Origin of the sequence: Pseudomonas sp. Ps21-P2 (assembly GCF_039672565.1) — a bacterium.
In the GTDB taxonomy this organism is placed as follows: domain Bacteria; phylum Pseudomonadota; class Gammaproteobacteria; order Pseudomonadales; family Pseudomonadaceae; genus Aquipseudomonas.
On the sequence record NZ_JBDFPL010000003.1, the window covers coordinates 221,675 to 240,510 of the forward strand.

18 protein-coding genes are annotated in these 18,836 nt (G+C 61.0%); 7 read left to right on the top strand and 11 right to left on the bottom strand.

The window, feature by feature from the left end; translation table 11 throughout:
* The first annotated feature begins 203 nt into the window (after positions 1 to 203).
* The gene (gene rssB / locus ABEH28_RS08625; protein ID WP_282372705.1) at positions 204 to 1,385 is read left to right on the top strand and encodes a two-component system response regulator RssB; all 1,182 of its coding nucleotides are present in this window, start codon (positions 204 to 206) and stop codon (positions 1,383 to 1,385) included.
* Complete coding sequence (rssC, locus tag ABEH28_RS08630; protein WP_037009276.1) at positions 1,385 to 1,867, top strand: anti-sigma factor antagonist RssC; 483 nt, start codon at positions 1,385 to 1,387, stop codon at positions 1,865 to 1,867. Before rssB ends, rssC begins: the two co-directional genes overlap by 1 nt.
* 102 nt (positions 1,868 to 1,969) lie before the next feature.
* On the opposite strand, the gene tal is transcribed toward rssC, so the two are convergent.
* The 7 genes from tal to ABEH28_RS08665 form a co-directional block, all read right to left on the bottom strand.
* Positions 1,970 to 2,896, bottom strand: a complete 927-nt coding sequence (gene tal, locus ABEH28_RS08635; RefSeq protein WP_346629666.1) for a transaldolase — start codon at positions 2,894 to 2,896, stop codon at positions 1,970 to 1,972.
* Positions 2,897 to 3,236: 340 nt separating this feature from the next.
* Positions 3,237 to 3,545: a curli-like amyloid fiber formation chaperone CsgH gene (gene csgH, locus ABEH28_RS08640; RefSeq protein WP_346629667.1), complete on the bottom strand. Its 309-nt coding sequence runs from the start codon at positions 3,543 to 3,545 to the stop codon at positions 3,237 to 3,239.
* Positions 3,546 to 3,550: 5 nt separating this feature from the next.
* Entirely contained in the window at positions 3,551 to 4,060 is a 510-nt protein-coding gene (locus ABEH28_RS08645) for a curlin-associated protein (RefSeq protein ID WP_346629668.1), read from the bottom strand.
* Complete coding sequence (locus tag ABEH28_RS08650; RefSeq protein ID WP_192174289.1) at positions 4,044 to 4,946, bottom strand: CsgG/HfaB family protein; 903 nt, start codon at positions 4,944 to 4,946, stop codon at positions 4,044 to 4,046. Before ABEH28_RS08650 ends, ABEH28_RS08645 begins: the two co-directional genes overlap by 17 nt.
* Before the next feature lie 52 nt (positions 4,947 to 4,998).
* Entirely contained in the window at positions 4,999 to 5,982 is a 984-nt protein-coding gene (locus ABEH28_RS08655; RefSeq protein ID WP_346629669.1) for a hypothetical protein, read from the bottom strand.
* 59 nt (positions 5,983 to 6,041) lie between these two features.
* A complete protein-coding gene (locus tag ABEH28_RS08660; protein WP_346629670.1) occupies positions 6,042 to 6,485 on the bottom strand; it encodes a curli assembly protein CsgF in 444 nt (147 codons plus the stop codon).
* On the bottom strand, positions 6,482 to 6,925 hold the full coding sequence (locus ABEH28_RS08665; protein WP_346629671.1) for a CsgE family curli-type amyloid fiber assembly protein: 444 nt from the start codon (positions 6,923 to 6,925) through the stop codon (positions 6,482 to 6,484). The genes ABEH28_RS08660 and ABEH28_RS08665 overlap by 4 nt, the downstream gene beginning before the upstream one ends.
* A 455-nt stretch (positions 6,926 to 7,380) precedes the next feature.
* On the opposite strand from ABEH28_RS08665, the gene dusA reads away from it, so the two are divergent.
* Positions 7,381 to 8,391, top strand: a complete 1,011-nt coding sequence (gene dusA, locus ABEH28_RS08670; RefSeq protein WP_346629672.1) for a tRNA dihydrouridine(20/20a) synthase DusA — start codon at positions 7,381 to 7,383, stop codon at positions 8,389 to 8,391.
* Positions 8,392 to 8,978: 587 nt separating this feature from the next.
* Here dusA and ABEH28_RS08675 read toward each other — a convergent pair.
* From ABEH28_RS08675 to xylA, 4 genes are all read right to left on the bottom strand, one after another.
* Complete coding sequence (locus tag ABEH28_RS08675) at positions 8,979 to 10,115, bottom strand: sugar ABC transporter permease (protein ID WP_192174285.1); 1,137 nt, start codon at positions 10,113 to 10,115, stop codon at positions 8,979 to 8,981.
* On the bottom strand, positions 10,112 to 11,698 hold the full coding sequence (gene xylG / locus ABEH28_RS08680) for a D-xylose ABC transporter ATP-binding protein (RefSeq protein WP_346629673.1): 1,587 nt from the start codon (positions 11,696 to 11,698) through the stop codon (positions 10,112 to 10,114). Before xylG ends, ABEH28_RS08675 begins: the two co-directional genes overlap by 4 nt.
* 224 nt (positions 11,699 to 11,922) lie before the next feature.
* Positions 11,923 to 12,924 (bottom strand): D-xylose ABC transporter substrate-binding protein, encoded by a 1,002-nt coding sequence (gene xylF / locus ABEH28_RS08685; protein WP_346629674.1) that lies wholly within the window; start codon positions 12,922 to 12,924, stop codon positions 11,923 to 11,925.
* A 327-nt stretch (positions 12,925 to 13,251) separates the two neighbouring features.
* Entirely contained in the window at positions 13,252 to 14,568 is a 1,317-nt protein-coding gene (gene xylA, locus ABEH28_RS08690; protein ID WP_346629929.1) for a xylose isomerase, read from the bottom strand.
* 190 nt (positions 14,569 to 14,758) lie between these two features.
* Here xylA and ABEH28_RS08695 point away from each other — a divergent pair, with 190 nt between their 5' ends.
* From ABEH28_RS08695 to ABEH28_RS08710, 4 genes are all read left to right on the top strand, one after another.
* Positions 14,759 to 15,946 (top strand): XylR family transcriptional regulator, encoded by a 1,188-nt coding sequence (locus ABEH28_RS08695; RefSeq protein WP_346629675.1) that lies wholly within the window; start codon positions 14,759 to 14,761, stop codon positions 15,944 to 15,946.
* A 66-nt stretch (positions 15,947 to 16,012) separates the two neighbouring features.
* Positions 16,013 to 16,939 carry a Gfo/Idh/MocA family oxidoreductase gene (locus ABEH28_RS08700; protein ID WP_346629676.1) on the top strand — a complete coding sequence of 309 codons (927 nt, stop codon included), beginning with the start codon at positions 16,013 to 16,015 and terminating at the stop codon, positions 16,937 to 16,939.
* 592 nt (positions 16,940 to 17,531) lie between these two features.
* Positions 17,532 to 18,110: a GDP-mannose pyrophosphatase NudK gene (gene nudK / locus ABEH28_RS08705; RefSeq protein ID WP_346629677.1), complete on the top strand. Its 579-nt coding sequence runs from the start codon at positions 17,532 to 17,534 to the stop codon at positions 18,108 to 18,110.
* Between the two features lie 225 nt (positions 18,111 to 18,335).
* Positions 18,336 to 18,809 carry a sigma-70 family RNA polymerase sigma factor gene (locus ABEH28_RS08710; protein WP_282371862.1) on the top strand — a complete coding sequence of 158 codons (474 nt, stop codon included), beginning with the start codon at positions 18,336 to 18,338 and terminating at the stop codon, positions 18,807 to 18,809.
* The last annotated feature ends 27 nt before the right edge of the window (positions 18,810 to 18,836 follow it).

Genomic DNA, 18,836 nt, shown 5'->3' on the forward strand with positions numbered 1-18,836 from the left:
GTAAAGACACCGCTCGGCAGCGGGGCCCGCTTGAAACGCCAGGCGGATGGGAGTACCGTCTGCGCCTTGAAGGGCAGCTCTGTCATGTGAAGCGTTTGACCAAAAGTCCGCTACCTGAGCCAGAGAGGCTAGAAGCGAATCCAGTACGCGGGCTGACTGCAACCAGCCGCCTACGCCAACCTAATCTGGCGCCGTTTGCCCACATGCAAAAAACCAGTGCCACGCTGCTGATCATCGATGACGACGAAGTAGTGCGCGCGAGTCTCGCAGCCTATTTGGAAGACAGCGGGTTCAGCGTTCTGCAAGCCGGTAATGGCCTGCAGGGTCTACAGACTTTCGAGCAGGAAAAGCCCGATCTGCTGATCTGCGATCTGCGCATGCCGCAGGTGGGCGGTCTCGAACTGATTCGTCAGGTCACCAGCCTCGCGCCGGAAACGCCGGTCATCGTGGTGTCGGGCGCGGGCGTCATGAGCGATGCCGTCGAAGCACTGCGCCTTGGCGCTGCCGATTACCTGATCAAACCCCTCGAAGACCTCGCTGTGCTGGAGCACTCTGTCCGACGCGCGCTGGATCGGGCGCGCCTGCTTCACGAAAACCAGGAATACCGACAGAAGCTGGAGACTGCCAACCGCGAGCTCGAGGCCAGTCTGCATTTGCTGCAGGAAGACCAGGACGCAGGCCGTCAGGTGCAGATGAACATGCTGCCGACCAGCCCCTGGGCCATCGACGCGTTCGAATTCGAACATGAGATCATTCCGTCGCTGTACCTGTCGGGCGATTTCGTGGATTATTTTCGGGTCGATGAGCGACGTGTTGCGTTCTATCTGGCGGACGTGTCCGGCCATGGCGCATCGTCAGCGTTCATCACCGTGCTGTTGAAGTTCATGACCACGCGTCTGCTGTTCGAGTCCAAGCGCGGCGGCAGTCTGCCGGAGTTCAAGCCGTCCGACGTGCTGGGCCATATCAATCGCGGGCTGATCAGCTGCAAGCTGGGCAAGCACGTGACGATGGTGGGCGGCGTGATCGACGAGGAAACCGGGCAATTGACCTACAGCGTCGGCGGTCATCTGCCGCTGCCGGTGTTCTACACCCCGGGCGACACGCATTACCTTGAGGGCCGCGGTCTGCCCGTCGGGCTGTTCAACGAAGCGACTTACACGGATCACGTCATCGATCTGCCGGAGTCCTTTAGTCTGACGCTACTGTCCGATGGCATTCTGGACCTTCTGCCAGGTGATACACTCAAAGAGAAAGAAGCCAACTTGCCCGAACTGGTCAAGGCGGCGGGGGGCAGCCTGGATGGTCTGCGCCAGACGTTTGGATTGGCCACGCTAGGGGAGATGCCGGATGATATCGCCTTGTTAGTGTTGAGCAGGAACCTTTAATGAGTACCGGTAGAATCCAGTTCGCCGAGCAAGATGGCACATTCGTCCTCAAGTTTGTGGGTGAAGTGCGTCTGACACTGTGCTCGGCGTTGGATGCGACAATTGAGCGGATCTTCACCTCGATGAACTTTTCGACGGTGGTCATCGATCTGACCGAAACCCGCAGCATCGACAGCACGACCCTCGGTCTGCTGGCCAAGCTGTCGATCCTCTCGCGGCAGAAGGCCGGGTTGTTGCCGACAGTCGTGACCACCCACGAAGACATCACGCGCCTGTTGCAGTCCATGGGCTTCGATCAGGTGTTCAACATCGTCGGTCGGCCGATTCCGCGTCCTGAGGCACTGAGCGACCTGCCGAGCCAGGATCAGTGCGAAGACGTGGTCAAGGCCAAAGTGCTGGAGGCCCACAAGATCCTCATGGGCCTGAACGATTCGAACCGCGAAGCCTTCCGTGATCTGGTCAACGCCCTCGAACACCAGTAGCAACGCCATCAGGAAGATCAGTCACACGCCCCGGTCCTGAACCGAGGCAATAAAAAAGGGCGGCACCCTCACAGGTGCCGCCCTTTTTACATGCCTGACGCGTTAGGCTTTGGCCGACAGCATCTTTTCCAGTGCCACTTGGTCACGGGCGAACTGACGAATGCCTTCGGCCAGTTTCTCGGTGGCCATGGCGTCTTCGTTGGAAGCCCAGCGGAACTGGCTTTCGTTGAGGGTCACGCGTGGCTCGCCGCCATTGCCTGGCTTGAGTTTCTGCACCAGCGTGCCGTTGTCTTCTGCCAGCTTCTGCAGCAGGTCAGGGCTGATGGTCAGACGGTCGCAGCCGGCCAGTTCTTCGATCTGGCTGAGGTTACGGAAGCTGGCGCCCATGACCACGGTCTTGTAGTCGTTGGCCTTGTAGTAGTTGTAGATGCGGGTCACCGACTGCACGCCCGGATCTTCTGCACCGACGTAGTCTTTGCCTTCGGCTTTCTTGTACCAGTCGTAGATGCGACCCACGAATGGCGAGATCAGGAACACGCCGGCGTCGGCACAGGCCTGGGCCTGAGCGAAAGAAAACAGCAGGGTCAGGTTGCACTGGATGCCTTTCTTTTCCAGCACCTCAGCGGCCTTGATGCCTTCCCAGGTCGACGCCAGCTTGATCAGGATGCGGTCGCGACCGATACCGAAATCTTCGTACAAACCGACGATGCGGTCGGCGCGTTCGATGCAGGCCTGGGTGTCGAATGACAGGCGTGCGTCCACTTCGGTGGAGACGCGGCCCGGGACCACTTTCAGAATCTCGCGGCCAATGGCGACGGCGAAACGGTCGCTGGCGACGTTGATGTCGTTGTTGCTGCCGGTGAACGCTTCTTTCAACCGTTCGCTGTTGCTGTCGCTGGAAGCGGCCTTGAGCAAGAGGGAAGGGTTGGTGGTGGCATCGACGGGCTTGAGTTTTTCGATGGCAGCGAAATCGCCGGTGTCGGCCACGACGGTGGTGAATTGCTTGAGTTGTTCCAGCTTGGAAGTCATGAGCGTGCTCTGTCCTGTGGTTGTGCTGACATTACCCGAGCGCCGCCGGTCACTCAAGGGCGTAAACCGCGACAGACACGCCGGTTTAGACGCCTGCGTTTGCGCAAACGGCCTGCCTGCGCGTCAGCCATGATCCGGGCGATCCGAGCTTTTTACAAAGGGCGGCGCGGGGTCATGGCCTGTCGGTTCCCGAGGAGGGCGGATACTCGATCCAGACTGGTTGGAGCCCGGACCGCCCGGGATGTTCCCGGCGCCTGGCATCTAATCCGCCGATGGTCAGGGACTGGCACGGGCAGGGGGCTCTGAGCGGCTGATCCTCGCAAACCTGCCGCGGTCTTAATCAGCGAGCGGGTGTCTCGCCGCAATCGCTGTCCACCGCTTTGATCAGCGTGGTCCGGTCGAAGACTTCCAGATGAACCTGACACGTCGCCTCGGCCAGCAGGGTGAGGCTCACGCTGTTCGTCGCGACGCCGTTCTGCAGATCTCCCTGCTGGTTGATGGCCGACGTGCCTTGCGCGCTGGTCTGCCTGACGGTCATTCGGTATTGCAGCGTCAGCGGCGCAGGATTTTCCAGGTGCGGGCGGATCACCACCGTCGAACCGCTGCGCTGGGCGTCAACCGTCACCACCAACTGCGTGAAGTCCATCATCGAGGTCACCGTTGGGTCGCGCTGGCGTTCATGTTGTCGCCGAACTGCTTGATGGAGACGGCGCCGCCGAATCCGGCCTGGGTGATGCTGGCTTGGTTGGCCTGACCATACTGCCCGACGAAGGCCTGATTGTAGGCGCCGGTCTGCACCACGCTCGCGGCGTTGTCGGTGCCGTGCTGGGTCACGCCGGTCTGGTTGTTGTTGCCCGACTGACTGACCTGCGCGGTGTTCGCCGTGCCGTTCTGCTGTGCAGTGATTGCGTTGTTCACGCCACTCTGGTTGACCACCGCCTGGTTGCGACTGCCGGTCTGACTCACGGCCTGATTCTGTCGGGCCCCGCTTTGGTCGACGCGCGCATTGTTATAAGCGCCGATCTGCAAAATGGTGGCGACGCTGTTGCCGACGGTGATGTCCGCGTAGCGTGCTTCGCGCACCAGATCCTGCGCCTGGGCGAGCGAGCCGGTGAGCAGCAGTGCCGCTGCGAACCGGCCGAATCCTTTAGCGTTGCGTTCCATTCTTATCTCCTGTGGCAACGATGTCCTTGTCCGCATCAGCCAGCGGCAAGGTGGTCATCTGTTCGTCGTAGCTCTGCAGATAGCCCTGCAGCAGCGGCTTGTTCAGGTCAGCGGGGTTTTTCAGGTTCCAGCTGCCGTCACGGGCACCCTGGGCAATCATGTGGATCAGCGCCGTTTCGATGGCTTCGCGCACGCATTGTTGCACCGGCTCGTTGCGAGACACCCCGGTCTCCACCTCCAGCAGGTGCTTGAGGGAGACGAAGCGGAAGATGCCGAAATCGACCTGAATCGAGAAGATGGTCTTGGTGGTGGTGATGCTCTGGATGATGTCGCCGGTGCGGATGTCCACCGCCCTCAGGTTGACGGTCACCTGATCCTGGCGGTAAAGCTCCGACGGCCCGACACCCAGATAGCGAACACCGATGCCGCCGGTGCGCACGTTGCTTTCGTAGGCGACGATGGCGCCTTCGATGATCATGTTCGCCGGTCGCAGGGCAGGCAGTTGCACCTGGGCCTGATCCTGGGGCTGTTCCAGCGCGCGGATGATCTTGCGCTCGGTGAGCAGGTCCTGAAGATTCTCGCGCTCCACCGGCTTGAACCAGCGTGAGTCGCGCAGGGCGCTGATCAGCAACGACGCGGCGCCTTGGGTCACCGAGGTGGAAAACGAGCTGTCGGGGGACGGTTTGTATTGCCCGGTCTGGTCGCGCAGGCCGTAGACCGCGACGCTGATCGGTCCGGCGGGTGCCGGCAGATGGGTCAGGTCACGCAGGCTCTGGGTCGCAGGCGACAGCGTGGCCGGGGAAATGGTCGCAGCAGGCCGGGACGTGGTGCAGCCGGCAAGCAGTATGACGGCAGTGAACATCAACATGAGGGGGCGGACGCGCATTGTTTTTCTTCCCGCAAGAAAACCCCGCCAGACCCTGGCGGGGTACATCATCTTAGTGTTGGTAGATCGTTGCCCTGTTGCCGCTGCCGCCGGTCTGGCTGACGTTGGCGACCATGTTGTTGCCTGTTTGGGTCAGGCCGACGAGGTTGACGGACTGATAAGTGCCCGTGCCGGTCTGGCTCACGACAGCGCGGTTGTTGTTGCCGGTCTGCAGCAGGGCTTCTTCGTTGTTGAGGCCGGTCTGGGTGCTGGACGCGTAGTTGTTGTTGCCGTTCTGCTGGACGTCGGCTTTCAGCAAAGCGCCGTTCTGCGAAACGGAAAGCGTGTTGAAGTCGCCGCGCTGTTGAGCATTGGCGGTGGTGACGAGGGTGTCGTTCTGCTGGATCGAGCCGAGGTTGTTGTTGCCGTTCTGTTGCAGGGTGGCGGACACCTGCTGGGAGTTATGCCGTTGCGAAACAATTCCGGTATTGCCGTTGCCCGCCTGGGTGAGACTGCTGGTGACGGTGTTGTTGTTGCTCTGCTGCGAGACGCTCGCCAGGTTGTAGCTGCCGGCTTGGGAGACAGTCGTGCCGACGCGAGTGCTGTTGCCGATTTGCGAAGTGCTGGCGGTGTTGTTGTTGCCGCCGCCTTGGGCGATGGAGGCGCTGGTGCTGTAGTTGGACTGTTGATCGATGGTCGCTTTGCTGTAACCGCCGGACTGATCCAGGCTGGCGATCTGCGGTTGAGGGCCACCACCGTTCTGGGTGATCGAGCCCGTATTGTTGTTCCCGGCCTGTTTGGCGCTGGTGAGGTTGTAGTAGCCGGTCTGATTGATCGTCAGGTTGCTGTAAGTGGCCGTCTGGTTGATAGCGCCTGCGGTGTTACGGCCGCCGTTCTGATTAACGGTGACAGTGGACTGGGTGGCGCCGCGCTGCTCGACGTTCAGTCCATTGTCAGAACCTGCCTGGGTGGTGTTGACGGTGCTTGAGTCGGCCATGGCCGGACCGGAGACAGCAAACAGGATGGCCAGAGACAGTAAAGACTTGCGTGCTTGCATGATGATCTTCCTTATTCAATGTTGTAGTGGGTTGTTGCGGGATAGCGGATGCGACGGTGTTACGGTTGATTCACTTGAAACTGGGTGGTCTGGCCGGTGTTCTTGTCGGTCGTGACGATTTGCAACAGGCCGCCTTGCAGATTGGTAATTGCGATGCGGAAATCGGTGGTTTCGACGGTGCCCGGTACCAGCTGGCCGTTGGTACCGACGATGCTCGACGTCACTGCCGACGACACCCGGCTGAGAATGGCGCTCTGCAACATGCTGTTGAACTGAGTCAGCGCGGTCTGCCCGGAAGCGCCCGACGATGAAGATTTCTCGACGTAATGGTTTTGCGCCTGGGCTTGGTTGAGCAGCACCGGGCCGTTCAGCGGATTGCCGCCAAATGATGGGTTGTTCGGCACATACGCCAACTCGCTGGCCTTAACGCCTGAACAGATGCCGGCCATCAAGGCGAGGCTGGCGACAACCATCAAACTGCGATTAATAGTGAGTGCTTTCATAGCTCGTCTCGTCCCATGTCCGGGTCGCCAAAGAATTGTGCCAATTGATAATCCAGAATGGCTTGATACACCTGGCCGGCCGCGTCGGCTGCAATGGCCGGAATAAGCGTGCGGTTGGGCGGCAGGAACATTTGAAACAAGCGGCGATTGCCATAATCCACGAATACCTGACTGCCTAAACGCGCAGTAGGGCGTTCGGTGATGGTCACAGTGAATGTTTCCGCTTCATCTTTTTCCCGCCAGGTGTTTGCAAAACTGTCATAAAACGTCCGGCCTGCCAGGGTCATGGTCTGCCCGATCACAATGCCGCCGACATCACGGTGGTTAAGAGTCCGGTGCTGTTCAACCGTCGTGGAAGTGTTCACGCTGGGCTGGGCAAACACCGTGGTGGCGGCGCACAGGGGCAGCAGCCATAAGCCGATGACTTTACGGGTTGTCATGTTTGTACGTTCGTGTGTGCAGGTTGTTACTTGTTATATCTCAACAAAAATACTTTGCCAGTGGTTAATTAAAATAAAGTTCATTTATTTTGTTGGCGTCAACTTACGTACTTATTTAAATAGGTTTGTTTAAAAGGCGGTGGCGCAAGAGGGGTGCGAATCAATGGCGTCAAATTATCTGCCAGGAAGCGGACTTATTAAAATAGCGTCTATTGAGAATTAATGGGGGGGTGCTTAAACGGGAGGTTGTTAGCTTGCTAATGTTTGGAAAGTGAGTTCAGGTTATGACTGCGTGTTGTCGAGTTAGTTGTTAAACGTTTTTTTCACCACCGGCTTATGCAAGTCCCGGGTGAGGCCGGTCCTGCAAGGGGCGTGTTTTCGGCAGGATCAGCTTCAGCCGGGCGTGCGAGCTGTTAGAATGCGCGTCCTCTTCGACCGACCTGCTTATTGCTCCCATGCTGCCTATCACAGACCCCCGCACCGACCGCCTGCCGTCCGAGCCTTCACGGCGTTTTTCCGTGGCCCCGATGATGGACTGGACGGATCGTCACTGCCGTTTCTTCCTGCGTCTGCTGTCGAAGCATGCGCTGCTCTACACCGAGATGGTCACCACCGGCGCATTGCTGCACGGCGACACCGAGCGCTTCTTGCGCCACGACGAGGCGGAGCATCCGCTGGCCCTGCAGCTGGGCGGCAGCAACCCGGCCGACCTCGCCGCCAGTGCGCGGCTGGCACAGGCGGCGGGCTACGACGAAGTCAATCTCAACGTCGGCTGCCCGAGCGATCGCGTGCAGAACAACATGATCGGCGCAGTGTTGATGGGGCATCCGCAGTTGGTCGCCGATTGCGTCAAAGCCATGCGCGACGCGGTGACGATTCCGGTGACGGTCAAGCACCGCATCGGCATCAACGGACGCGACAGCTACGAGCAGCTGTGTGAGTTCGTCGGCACCGTGCGCGATGCCGGCTGCACCAGCTTCACCGTGCATGCCCGCATCGCCATTCTTGAAGGCCTGTCGCCGAAGGAAAACCGTGACATCCCGCCTCTGCGCTATGACATCGCCGCGCAGCTTAAGCAGGACTTTCCCGAGCTGGAGATCATCCTCAACGGCGGCATCAAAACCCTGGAGCAGTGCCAGGAACACCTGAACACCTTCGACGGCGTGATGCTCGGTCGCGAGGCGTATCACAACCCGTACCTGCTGGCAGGCGTGGACCGCGAACTGTTTGGCAGCGATGCCCCGCAGATCACTCGCGCCGAAGCTTTGGCGCTGATGAGGCCCTATGTGGAAGCGCACCTTCGCGACGGCGGCTCGATGCACCACATCACCCGCCACGTGCTGGGCCTGGGCACCGGCTTCCCCGGGGCGCGCAAGTTTCGGCAGATGCTCTCGGTGGACATTCACAAGACGGACGACCCGCTGGGGTTGCTGGATCGGGCGGGGGAGTTGCTGGAGGGGCGGTGAGTGGGCTACTGCTTCCAGCGCCGGGCTCGCATATTGGCTTGACGGGGAATCCTTGTGTGGGAGCGACCGGGGTGGCGCTCCACTTTGCTCGCGAATGCTGTATTTCAGACGCTGAAAATGCGGCGGCTGTACCGACCTCTTCGCGAGCAAGCTCACTCCCACAGGTTTTGCAACAACCGAAAAATCCCTAGCCGAATCACCACTCTGTGGGAGCGACCGGGGTGGCGCTCCACCTTGCTCGCGAATGCTGTATTTCAGACGCTGAAAATGCGGCGGCTGTTCCGGCCTCTTCGCGAGCAAGCTCACTCCTACAGGTTTTGCAACAACCGGAAAATCCCTAGCCGAATCACCACTCTGTGGGAGCGACCGGGGTGGCGGTCCACCTTGCTCGCGAATGCGGTATTTCAAGCACTGAAAATGCGGCGGCTGTACCGGCCTCTTCGCGAGCAAGCTCACTCCTACAGGTTTTGTAACAACCGGAAATCCCTAGGCGAATCAACATCCTGCGACCGGGGTGGCGCTTCACCTTGCTCGCGAAGGCGGTTTGCCAAGCGCCGAAAATGCAGCGGCTTGACCTGATCCACCCCTCACCGCCGTCCCGCCCGCGTACTCACATCCACCCACACCGCCAGCACCAGAATGCTGCCCTTGACGATCATCTGCCAGTAACTGTCGACGTCGAGCATGGACATGCCGTTGTCGAGGCTGGTGATGACGAGGGCACCGAGCAGGGCGCCGTAGACGGTGCCCGAGCCGCCGCGCATGGAGGTGCCGCCGATGAAGCAGGCGGCGATGGCGTCGAGTTCACCCATGTTGCCCGCCGACGGCGAACCGGCGGCCAGGCGGGCGGTGTTGACCAGGCCGGCGAGGGCGCACATGACGCCCATGATGCCGAAGATCCACAACTTCACCGCCTGCACGTTGATCCCGGAGAGGCGCGTGGCTTCCATGTTGCTGCCCACCGAGTAGATCCGCCGGCCGAACACGGTCTGGCTGGTGATGTAGCTGAACACCCCAAGCAGGACCAACAGCAGCAACACGGGCACCGGAATCCCGTCATAGCTGTTCAGCGTGTAGACGAAGCCCGCCAGCACGGCACCGATCGCCACGACCCGCACCACATCCCGTGCCAGCGAATGGGCGGCCAGCCCGTGCAACGCGCGGTTGCTGCGCTGGCGCCAGGTCAGGAACAGCGTCAGCGCAAAGAGCAGCACGCCGAGCACGATCCCCACCAGCGGCGGCAGATAACCCTGGCCGATGTAGACCAGTTCCGGCGACACCGGCGCGATGGTGGTGCCGCCGGTGATCCCCAGCAGAATCCCGCGAAACGCCAGCATGCCGCCCAGGCCGACGATGAATGAAGGGATGCGCAGGTACGCGGTCATGCAGCCGTTGGCGAGGCCGATCAACAGTCCGCATCCGGCGACGATGCACAGGTTCAGCGGCAGCGGGACGTGGTAGACCACGTCGAGAATGGCCGCCACGCCGCCGAGCAAGCCGAGCAGCGAACCCACCGACAGATCGATCTCGCCGCTGATGATCACCAGTACCATGCCGCAGGCGAGAATCCCGGTGATCGACATCTGCCGCAGCAGATTGGACAGGTTACGCGGCGTCAGAAAACCCCCGTCGGTTTGCCAACTGAAGAACAGCCAGATCACCGCGATGGCGATCACCAGCGCGAGCATTTTGTAGCGGGTGAACAGTTGCTTGAGCTGATTCATTGACGCGCTTCTCCCACAGCATCGGGCCGGTCGTTATTGTTTTTGTTGTACGCAGTGTCGCCGGATTGGCTGAGCGCGGCCGCGAGCACCTGTTCCTGGGTCAGGCCCTGATTGATGAAGTCCCCGCGCAACTGGCCGTCGCCGATCACCAGCACCCGGTCTGAGACGCCCAGCACCTCGGCCAGCTCCGACGACACCATGATGATCGACACGCCGCTGGCCGCCAGCGCGCCCATCAGTTTGTAGATCTCGTATTTGGCGCCAACGTCCACGCCGCGGGTGGGCTCGTCGAGAATCAACACCCGTGGCTTCGTCAGCAGCATCTTCGCCAGCACGGCCTTTTGCTGATTGCCGCCGGACAGGCTGGTGATCGGCAGGAACGGGCTCGCAGTCTTCAGGTGCATGCGCGCGATTTCCTTGTCGATGCTGCCCAGCTCGGCTTCGGCGTCGATGCGGGTCAGGTGGGCGAAGCTGTCGAGCACGGCGAGGGTGATGTTCTGGCCCACGCCCAGGTCCGGGATGATGCCCTGGCGCTTGCGGTCCTCCGGGACCATGCACAGGCCCGCGCGGATTGATTTGAGCGGCGTGCGCGTGTCGATGGGTTTGCCGTCCAGCCACACCTCGGTGCTGTAGCGGCCCGGGTAGGCGCCGAATAGCGCCGACACCAGTTCGGTGCGCCCGGCGCCGACCAGCCCGGCGATGCCGAGGATTTCCCCGCGCTTGAGCACGAACGAGATGTCGTCCACGCGTTTGCGCTTCGGGTTGTCGACGTCGTAGCAGGTGACATGGCGCGCCTCGAAAATCACCTCGCCGACGCTGTGGGGTTCGGTGGGGTAGAGGTTACTCATCTCGCGGCCGACCATTTGCGTGATGATCTTCGGGATGTCCATGTCGGCCATGGCCGTGGTCGCGATGTGCTTGCCGTCGCGGATCACCGAAATGGTGTCGCAGACGGCGGCGACTTCATCGAGCTTGTGGGAGATGTAAACGCAGGCGACGCCCTTGGCTTTGAGCTCGCGAATGATGTCGAGCAGGACCTCGATTTCTGAGCGGGTCAGTGCCGACGAGGGTTCGTCGAGAATCAGCAGGCGCGCCTGTTTGTTCAGCGCCTTGGCGATCTCGACCAGTTGCTGATAGCCGCCGCCGTATTGCGAGACCGGCAAGGCGACGTTCATGTCCGGCACTTTCAGTTCGCGCATCAAGGCTTCGGCGCGGTGGATCATCGCCGGGTAATTCATGCGCCCGCCCGGCAGGGTCAGTTCGTGGCCCATGAAGATGTTTTCCGCCACCGACAGGTCAGGGACGAGGGTGAGTTCCTGGTGAATGATGACGATCCCGGCGGCCTCGGTTTCGCTGATGGATTGCGCCTTCAGCGGCTGGCCGTCCCAGAAGATTTCACCCTCCCAGGTGCCGTGGGGATAGACCGCCGAGAGGACCTTCATCAGCGTCGATTTGCCGGCGCCGTTCTCGCCGCACAGGCCGACGCATTCGCCGGCCCGCACCTTGATGTCGATGCCGTTGAGCGCCTTGACGCCGCCGAAGGATTTGACGATGCCGTTCATTTGCAGCAGGTAATCGGACATTGCGGGATCTCGTGCAGAAGCAGCCAGTAAGGGATCGAGCTCCGCCCGCACTGGTTTTCACACAGCAGCTCTCACGGCAGATGAGCGTTGGTGGGAGCGAGCTTGCTCGCGAAGAGGTCAGACAGCCCTGACAAACTTTTTGGCTGTAACACCGCATTCGCGAGCAAGCTCGCTCCCACATGGCCCCCGTACTTGCTGAGAAAGCGGGCGAAATGACAAGAAGGCTACTTACCCGCGATCTGATCCTTGGTGTAGAACCCGTCCTTCTCCAGCAGATCGATGTTGTCTTTGGTCAGCGGCGTCGGGGTCAGGAGGATGGTGTCGACCTTCTTCGCGCCGTTGTCGTACTGCGAGCTGTACGTAGGCTTCTCGTTGCGTGCCAGTTGCACCGACAGTTTCGCCGCTTCCGAGGCGATCAGTTTCAGCGGTTTGTAGACGGTCATGGTCTGGGTGCCGTCGATCACGCGCTTGACCGCTGCCAGGTCGGCGTCCTGGCCGGAGATCGGCACTTTGCCGGCCAGTTTCTGCGCGGCGAGGGCCTGAATGGCGCCGCCGGCGGTGGCGTCGTTGGAAGCGACGATGCCGTCGATCTTGTTGCTGTTTTTGGTCAGGGCGTTTTCGACGATGCTCAGGGCTTCGGTCGGGTTCCACTCCTTGACCCACTGCTGACCGACAATCTTGATGTCGCCCTTGTCGATGGCCGGCTGCAGCACTTTCATCTGGCCTTCGCGCAGGACCTTGGCGTTGTTGTCGGTGGGCGCGCCGCCGAGCAGGAAGTAATTGCCTTTCGGGGCCGCCTTGAGCACACCAGCCGCCTGCATTTCGCCGACTTTTTCGTTATCGAAGGAGATGTAGGCGTCGATGTCGGCATTGAGGATCAGCCGGTCGTAGGACACCACCTTGATGCCGGCCTTCTTGGCTTCGGCGACGGCGTTGGTCAGCACGGTGGCGTTGAACGGCACGATGACGATGACATCGACGCCGCGGGAAATCAGGTTTTCGATCTGGGAGATCTGTTTGCCTTCGTTGGCATCGGCGGACTGGACGTACACCTTGGCGTCCATTTTTTCTGCCGCTGCGACGAAGTAGTCGCGGTCCCGGGCCCAGCGTTCGAGGCGCAGGTCATCGATGGAAAAGCCGATTTTCGGATGGGCCGAATCGGCCATGACGGGCAGGCTGAGCAGGGCCAGGGCACTGGCGAGCAGGGTGGTCTTGAAACTCTTCATGGGGGTGCGTCCTGTTATTTTTGTTTAGAGACACTGTCCGAGCGTGTACGGGTTTTCCGGTGAAACTGTAGATACTGGTTGTGCGCCGCGAGCGGGGAATTGTCGTGAGAATGTAACCAACGTAATTCCCCTCTGATGCCGGTCCTGCTCACCCATCGCGTCCATCCAACGGCATTGGCGATGACCTCGACTGTAGGACCGGCTTTAGCCGGGAATGCGTCAGTCGTCACACTGCAAATGTGAGGGTGCCACCACTGGCCTCTTCCCGGCTGAAGCCGGTCCTACGAAAGACATAGCATCCGTCCAGCAGATCGCGGGCGCCTGTTGTCAGGGATAAATAAACCGGTTCACCACGCCTTCGAGCATTTCCTGGCGACCGCTCACGGCCTGCGGGTTGAGTTCGTTGTCCATGGCATGCTGCGCCAGGGCATCCAGACTGAAATCCCCCGACAGCACGGCGCGCCCGAACGGTTGGTCCCAGCCGGCGTAGCGCTGGTCCTTGAACGCCTGCAGCTTATCGTCCTGAATCATCGCCGCCGCCCGTTCCAGCGACAGCGCGAGCACGTCCATGGCGGCGACGTGGCCGTAGAACAGGTCGATTTCGTCCAGGCTCTGCCGGCGCACTTTGGAATCGAAGTTATAGCCGCCGTTCTTGAAACCGCCCGCCTTGAGGATCTCGTAGGTGGCCAGGGTCAGCTCTTCGACGCTGTTGGGAAACTGGTCGGTGTCCCAACCGTTCTGCGGATCGCCACGGTTGGCGTCGATGCTGCCGAAGATGCCAAGGGACGCCGCCGTTGCGATTTCATGGTGAAAACTGTGCCCGGCGAGGGTGGCGTGGTTGGCCTCGATATTGACCTTGATCTCATTCTCCAGGCCGAACTGTTGCAGAAAGCCGAACACCGTGGCCGTGTCGTAATCGTATTGGTGCTTGGTCGGCTCCTGGGGTTTGGGTTCGATCAACAGGTCGCCGGTAAAGCCGATCTTGTGTTTGTGCTCGACCACCATGCGCATGAAGCGGCCCAGTTGCTCGCGTTCGCGCTTGAGGTCGGTGTTGAGCAGCGTCTCGTAACCCTCGCGACCGCCCCACAGCACGTAGTTCGAACCCTTGAGCCGATGGGTGGCGTTCATCGCGCTGAACACTTGAGCGGCGGCGAAGGCGAACACCTCCGGGTCCGGATTACTCGCGGCACCGGCGGCGAAGCGCGGGTTGCTGAAGCAGTTGGCGGTGCCCCACAGCAGCTGAATGCCGCTCTGCTCCTGATGGCGTTCGAGCTCGTCGACCATCTGCGCGAAGTTGTGGCTGTACTCTTTCAGACTCGCGCCTTCGGGTGCGACGTCGGTGTCGTGGAAGCTGTAATAGTCGATGCCCAGTTTTGAGAAGAATTCGAACGCCGCGTCGGCCTTCAAACGCGCCAGGTCCATGGCGTCCGCCGGCTTGACCCATGGACGCTTGAAGGTGCCGACGCCGAACATGTCAGCGCCCGGCCAGACGAAGGTGTGCCAGTAGCAGGCGGCCATACGCAGGTGTTCGCGCATGGGCTTGCCGAGGATGATCTTGTTGGCGTCGTAATGGCGGAAGGCGAGGGGCGACTCGCTGCCGGGACCTTCGTAGCGAATGGTGTCGACATCGGGGAAGCAGGGCATCGGGGTTTCCTTATTGTTTTTGTTGACGGCGGTCTTCATGTGTTTGTTCTTGGCTGATCCCGATACTAGCAACGGCCCCGTCCGCGCCGATTGCGAAAATCACCAACCCGGTGTTCGATTTTGAGTATTGAGATTCCCCCGGCGCAGGCCTAGTCTGTGCCGACTCGCTTCACAGGCCCGGGGAACAATAATGAAAACCGTCCCGCCCGCTCACCGCATCGCCCTGTTGTTCAACGGCGGCAAGATCTACGACCGCGGCATCATCACCGGCATCGGCAATTACCTGAGCAGCACCCGCGCGACCTGGGATCTGTTTCTGGAAGAGGACTTTCTCTGCCGCCTGAAGGGCATCGAGCGCTGGCAGGGCGATGGCATCATTGCTGACTTCGACGATCCGCTGATCGGCGAGGCCCTGGCCGGAAGCACGGTGCCGGTGGTGGCGGTGGGCGGTTCCTACGAGGACAAGCGGGCCTATCCGAAACACATTCCCTACGTCGCCACCGACAACTTCGCCCTGATCAAGCTGGCCTACGAACACCTGATCGAGGCTGGCCTGACGCGCTTCGCCTGTTTCAGCCTGCCGGAAGCGCAAAGCAATCGCTGGGCCCAGGAGCGTGAAAAAGCCTTCCGCCGGCTGTTGCAGCGCGACGGTTTGCACGGCGAAGTCTATCGCGGCCTGAGCACCAGCGCGCCATTGTGGGACAGCGCCGTCGAACAGCAAATCACCTGGCTGCAAAGCCTGCCCAAACCCATCGGCATCATCGCCGTCAGCGACGCCCGCGCGCGGCAGTTGCTGCAGGCGTGCCTGACGGCGGGCATTGCGGTACCCGAGCAGGTGGCGCTGATCGGCATCGACAACGACCCGCTGACCCGCACCCTGACGCGGGTGCCGCTCAGTTCGGTCACTCAGGGGACTCAACTGATGGGGCGCACGGCGGCGCAGTTGCTGCACCAAATGCTCCACGGCATGCCCTCGACCGCGAGCCAGATTCTGGTGCCGCCCGAGGCCATCAACGTTCAGGCCTCCAGCCTGCATCAGCCGCTGGGCAATCCGTACGTCATGCAGGCGCTGCACTTCATTCGCCAGTACGCCTGCCAGGGCATCAAGACCGCCCAGGTCGCGGGCTACGTCGGCATTTCCCGTTCCTCCCTGGAATCGCACTTTCGCAAGGAGCGCGGCTGCAGCGTGCATGACGAGATTTTGAGCTTCAAACTCACCGCCGCCGCGTCAGGGCTGAAACACGGTGACTCGGCCATCGCCGACATCGCGCAAAACTGTGGCTTCAAATCCGCGCAATACCTGCACACGGTGTTCCGCCGGGAGTTCGGCTGCACCCCCCGCGAATATCAGCAGGGCGAGGCAGCACCGATTCATTGATTCGCTTTAGGGCGTCCCGTTTGGGGCGCGTCTGTCATAACAACGACAACATCACAGGAGTCATCGATGCATCCGATTCGTTTAGGGCTGGTGGGTTACGGCAAGATCGCCCAGGACCAGCACGTGCCGGCGATCCACGCCAGTGACCGCTTTGAGCTGGTGGCCGTGGCGACGCTGGGTCAGCACTGTCCGGGCGTGCCCAATTTCAGCTCGCTGGCTGAGCTGCTGGCAGAAGGTCCGGCAGTGGACGCCATCGCCTTTTGCACGCCGCCTCAGGGGCGTTTTGCGCTGGTTGAAGAGGCGCTGAAGGCCGGCAAACACGTGCTGGTGGAAAAACCGCCGTGCTCGACCCTGGGCGAAGCCCTTGCCCTGATCGACGAGGTCAATGCAGCGGGCGTCAGCGGGCTGTTCGCCTGGCATTCACGCTTCGCCCCGGGCGTGAGCAATGCGGCGCAATGGCTGGAGGGCAAGACCCTCAAGCAGGTACGAATTGCCTGGAAAGAGCAGGTGCGCAAATGGCACCCGGGTCAGGCGTGGATCTGGCAGGCGGGCGGTCTAGGGGTGTTCGATCCGGGGATCAACGCGCTGTCGATCGTCACCGAATTGCTGCCCCGCGCGCTGTTCGTCGAATCGGCGAACCTCAGCGTGCCGAGCAACTGCCAGTCGCCGATTGCGGCGTCGCTGCAGATGCGTTCCGGCGAGGAGGTGCGGGTGATCGCCGAACTGGATTTCGATCACAGCGTCAACGAGCAGTGGAGCATCGAGCTGCACTGCAACGACGGCGTGATGCGCCTGGACGCCGGCGGCGCGGAGGTCAGCATCGACGGCGTGGCGCAGACCGTGTCGGAGGAGGGCGAGTACCCGGCCATGTACGGGCACTTCGCGCGGCTGATCGACGCGGGCAAGAGCGATCTGGATTTGCAGCCGCTGCGCATCGTCGCCGACAGCTTTTTTGTTGGCGGCAAGGAGACGGTGGCGGCTTTTTACGAATAAAAAAAGACGATCGATGGCCCGGTCTTGTGTGCTGGATCGGGCTTCGGCGCTGACTGCGCTTGTGCGGCCAGTGTCAGATCAGATATGCACCACGCCGGCCAGAGCGATTGAGAACGAAACGATCAGGGTCAACAGAATGGTCATGTTGATGGACATTGCGGGCAAATCCTTGTCTGGTTAATCAGTGCCGCCATCATCCGGATTTGCACGGGCAAACAGAACGGCGTTCGTGCCTATGTTGGCAATCGATGGAAATAATAGTTCGGGGTTTTTCAGAGAGATGCCCTTGCAGCTGCGCCACTTTTCGCGAGCAAGCTCGCTCCCACAGGATTTGCGGCAACTGATACATCTCTGGTGTGGTCATGATTGAGCAGAGCCCATGTTTCTGACGCGCTGCTTTCGCAAGGCAAACGCTGCCCTTGTGGGAGTGAGCTTGCTCACGAAGATGGCATTCCAGCCGCTGGAGATGTGGCGGATGTACCGGCCCCTTCGCGAGCAAGCTCGCTCCCACAAGGTTTGCGTCATTGCCTAATCCTCGGTAGCCGCCAGAGCCCAAGCCCAATCCAGCCACCCCCTACCCATAAGGACCACCATGCCTTCCACCCCCATCCGCATCACCGACGAACAACTCCTCTCCGACAACTGGTACGTGCTCAAGAAATACAGCTTCGAGCTGCAACGCCGTGACGGCAGTTGGCAGTCACAGACCCGCGAGGTCTACGACCGGGGCAATGGCGCGACGATTCTGTTGTACAACCTCGAACGCCGCACCGTGGTGCTGACCCGCCAGTTCCGCATGCCGGCCTTCGTCAATGGCCACAGCGGTTATTTGATCGAAGCCGCAGCAGGATTGCTGGACAACGCCAGCCCTGAAGAGCGCATCCGCATGGAAGCCGAAGAAGAAACCGGCTACGTCGTGCGTTCGGTGAAGAAGATATTCGACGCCTTCATGAGCCCGGGTTCGGTGACCGAGCGCATTCACTTTTTCATCGGCGAATATCAGCCCGATGATCGGGTCAGCGATGGCGGCGGGCTGGAAGAGGAGGGCGAAGACATCGAAGTGCTGGAGCTGGATTTCGAGCGGGCCATCGCCATGGTGGAAAGCGGCGAAATCAACGACGGCAAGACCATCATGCTCCTGCAATACCTGGAGCTGCGCCTGCTGAAATGAAGACGGCAGGGCCAGAACGACTCGAAGCGCGACGAAAAAGTTTCACCCATCGGTAAACTTTCTTACGTTGCAATGAGAATCGTTTGCGTTATCCTTCGCGTTCCTTTGTTACCAGGGATGTCGAACAAGATGGATTTTCGCCCTGCAATGAGCCAGCCCGCCCGGTCTGGCTCACCTTGTGTTGGCGCCACCCGTGGCGCGAGAGACCCGCGCCTCGAGGCGCTGATGGGCACCTACAACACCCACCGCGAGGCACTGTTGCGCCTCGCGGCGAAATTCCTCGGCTGTCGCGCCCGCGCCGAAGACGTGGTCCAGGACGCTTTCGTGAAGATGCTCGAAAGCGACCTCGCGTCCACGGAACCTGCGCGCTACATGTTTCGCGTCGTGCGCAATCTGTCGATTGACCGTCTTCGCCGCCAGCGTCTCGAACGCAACCACGGCGCCGAAGCCGAGCAGCAAGAGCAGATCCGTTTCGAGGTGTCTCCGGAGCGCGTGCTGGCCGGTCGCGAGTCCCTCGGTCAATTGGTCGGCGCGCTCAACGAACTGCCCAAGCGCATGCGCATCGTCTTCAACCTCAGCCAGATCGAGGGCTACACCCAGCGCGACGTGGCCAAGGTCATCGGCACCTCACCGACCATGGTCAACTTTCTCCTGCGCGACACCCTGTCTCACTGCCGCGCGCGGCTCGGCGATATCTAGGCATCGCCGCGTCATGTCTTTCGTTTT

Bases quoted from the DNA above. Each gene is read 5' to 3' on its own strand.
- ABEH28_RS08700 (WP_346629676.1), top strand. From the start codon at position 16,013: ATGCATCCGATTCGTTTAGGGCTGGTGGGTTACGGCAAGATCGCCCAG.
- xylG (WP_346629673.1), bottom strand. From the start codon at position 11,698: ATGTCCGATTACCTGCTGCAAATGAACGGCATCGTCAAATCCTTCGGC.
- dusA (WP_346629672.1), top strand. From the start codon at position 7,381: ATGCTGCCTATCACAGACCCCCGCACCGACCGCCTGCCGTCCGAGCCT.
- xylF (WP_346629674.1), bottom strand. From the start codon at position 12,924: ATGAAGAGTTTCAAGACCACCCTGCTCGCCAGTGCCCTGGCCCTGCTC.
- ABEH28_RS08660 (WP_346629670.1), bottom strand. From the start codon at position 6,485: ATGAAAGCACTCACTATTAATCGCAGTTTGATGGTTGTCGCCAGCCTC.
- ABEH28_RS08650 (WP_192174289.1), bottom strand. From the start codon at position 4,946: ATGCGCGTCCGCCCCCTCATGTTGATGTTCACTGCCGTCATACTGCTT.
- ABEH28_RS08710 (WP_282371862.1), top strand. From the start codon at position 18,336: ATGGGCACCTACAACACCCACCGCGAGGCACTGTTGCGCCTCGCGGCG.
- tal (WP_346629666.1), bottom strand. From the start codon at position 2,896: ATGACTTCCAAGCTGGAACAACTCAAGCAATTCACCACCGTCGTGGCC.
- ABEH28_RS08645 (WP_346629668.1), bottom strand. From the start codon at position 4,060: ATGGAACGCAACGCTAAAGGATTCGGCCGGTTCGCAGCGGCACTGCTG.
- ABEH28_RS08655 (WP_346629669.1), bottom strand. From the start codon at position 5,982: ATGCAAGCACGCAAGTCTTTACTGTCTCTGGCCATCCTGTTTGCTGTC.
- nudK (WP_346629677.1), top strand. From the start codon at position 17,532: ATGCCTTCCACCCCCATCCGCATCACCGACGAACAACTCCTCTCCGAC.
- ABEH28_RS08675 (WP_192174285.1), bottom strand. From the start codon at position 10,115: ATGAATCAGCTCAAGCAACTGTTCACCCGCTACAAAATGCTCGCGCTG.
- xylA (WP_346629929.1), bottom strand. From the start codon at position 14,568: ATGCCCTGCTTCCCCGATGTCGACACCATTCGCTACGAAGGTCCCGGC.
- rssC (WP_037009276.1), top strand. From the start codon at position 1,385: ATGAGTACCGGTAGAATCCAGTTCGCCGAGCAAGATGGCACATTCGTC.
- ABEH28_RS08695 (WP_346629675.1), top strand. From the start codon at position 14,759: ATGAAAACCGTCCCGCCCGCTCACCGCATCGCCCTGTTGTTCAACGGC.
- ABEH28_RS08665 (WP_346629671.1), bottom strand. From the start codon at position 6,925: ATGACAACCCGTAAAGTCATCGGCTTATGGCTGCTGCCCCTGTGCGCC.
- csgH (WP_346629667.1), bottom strand. From the start codon at position 3,545: ATGATGGACTTCACGCAGTTGGTGGTGACGGTTGACGCCCAGCGCAGC.
- rssB (WP_282372705.1), top strand. From the start codon at position 204: ATGCAAAAAACCAGTGCCACGCTGCTGATCATCGATGACGACGAAGTA.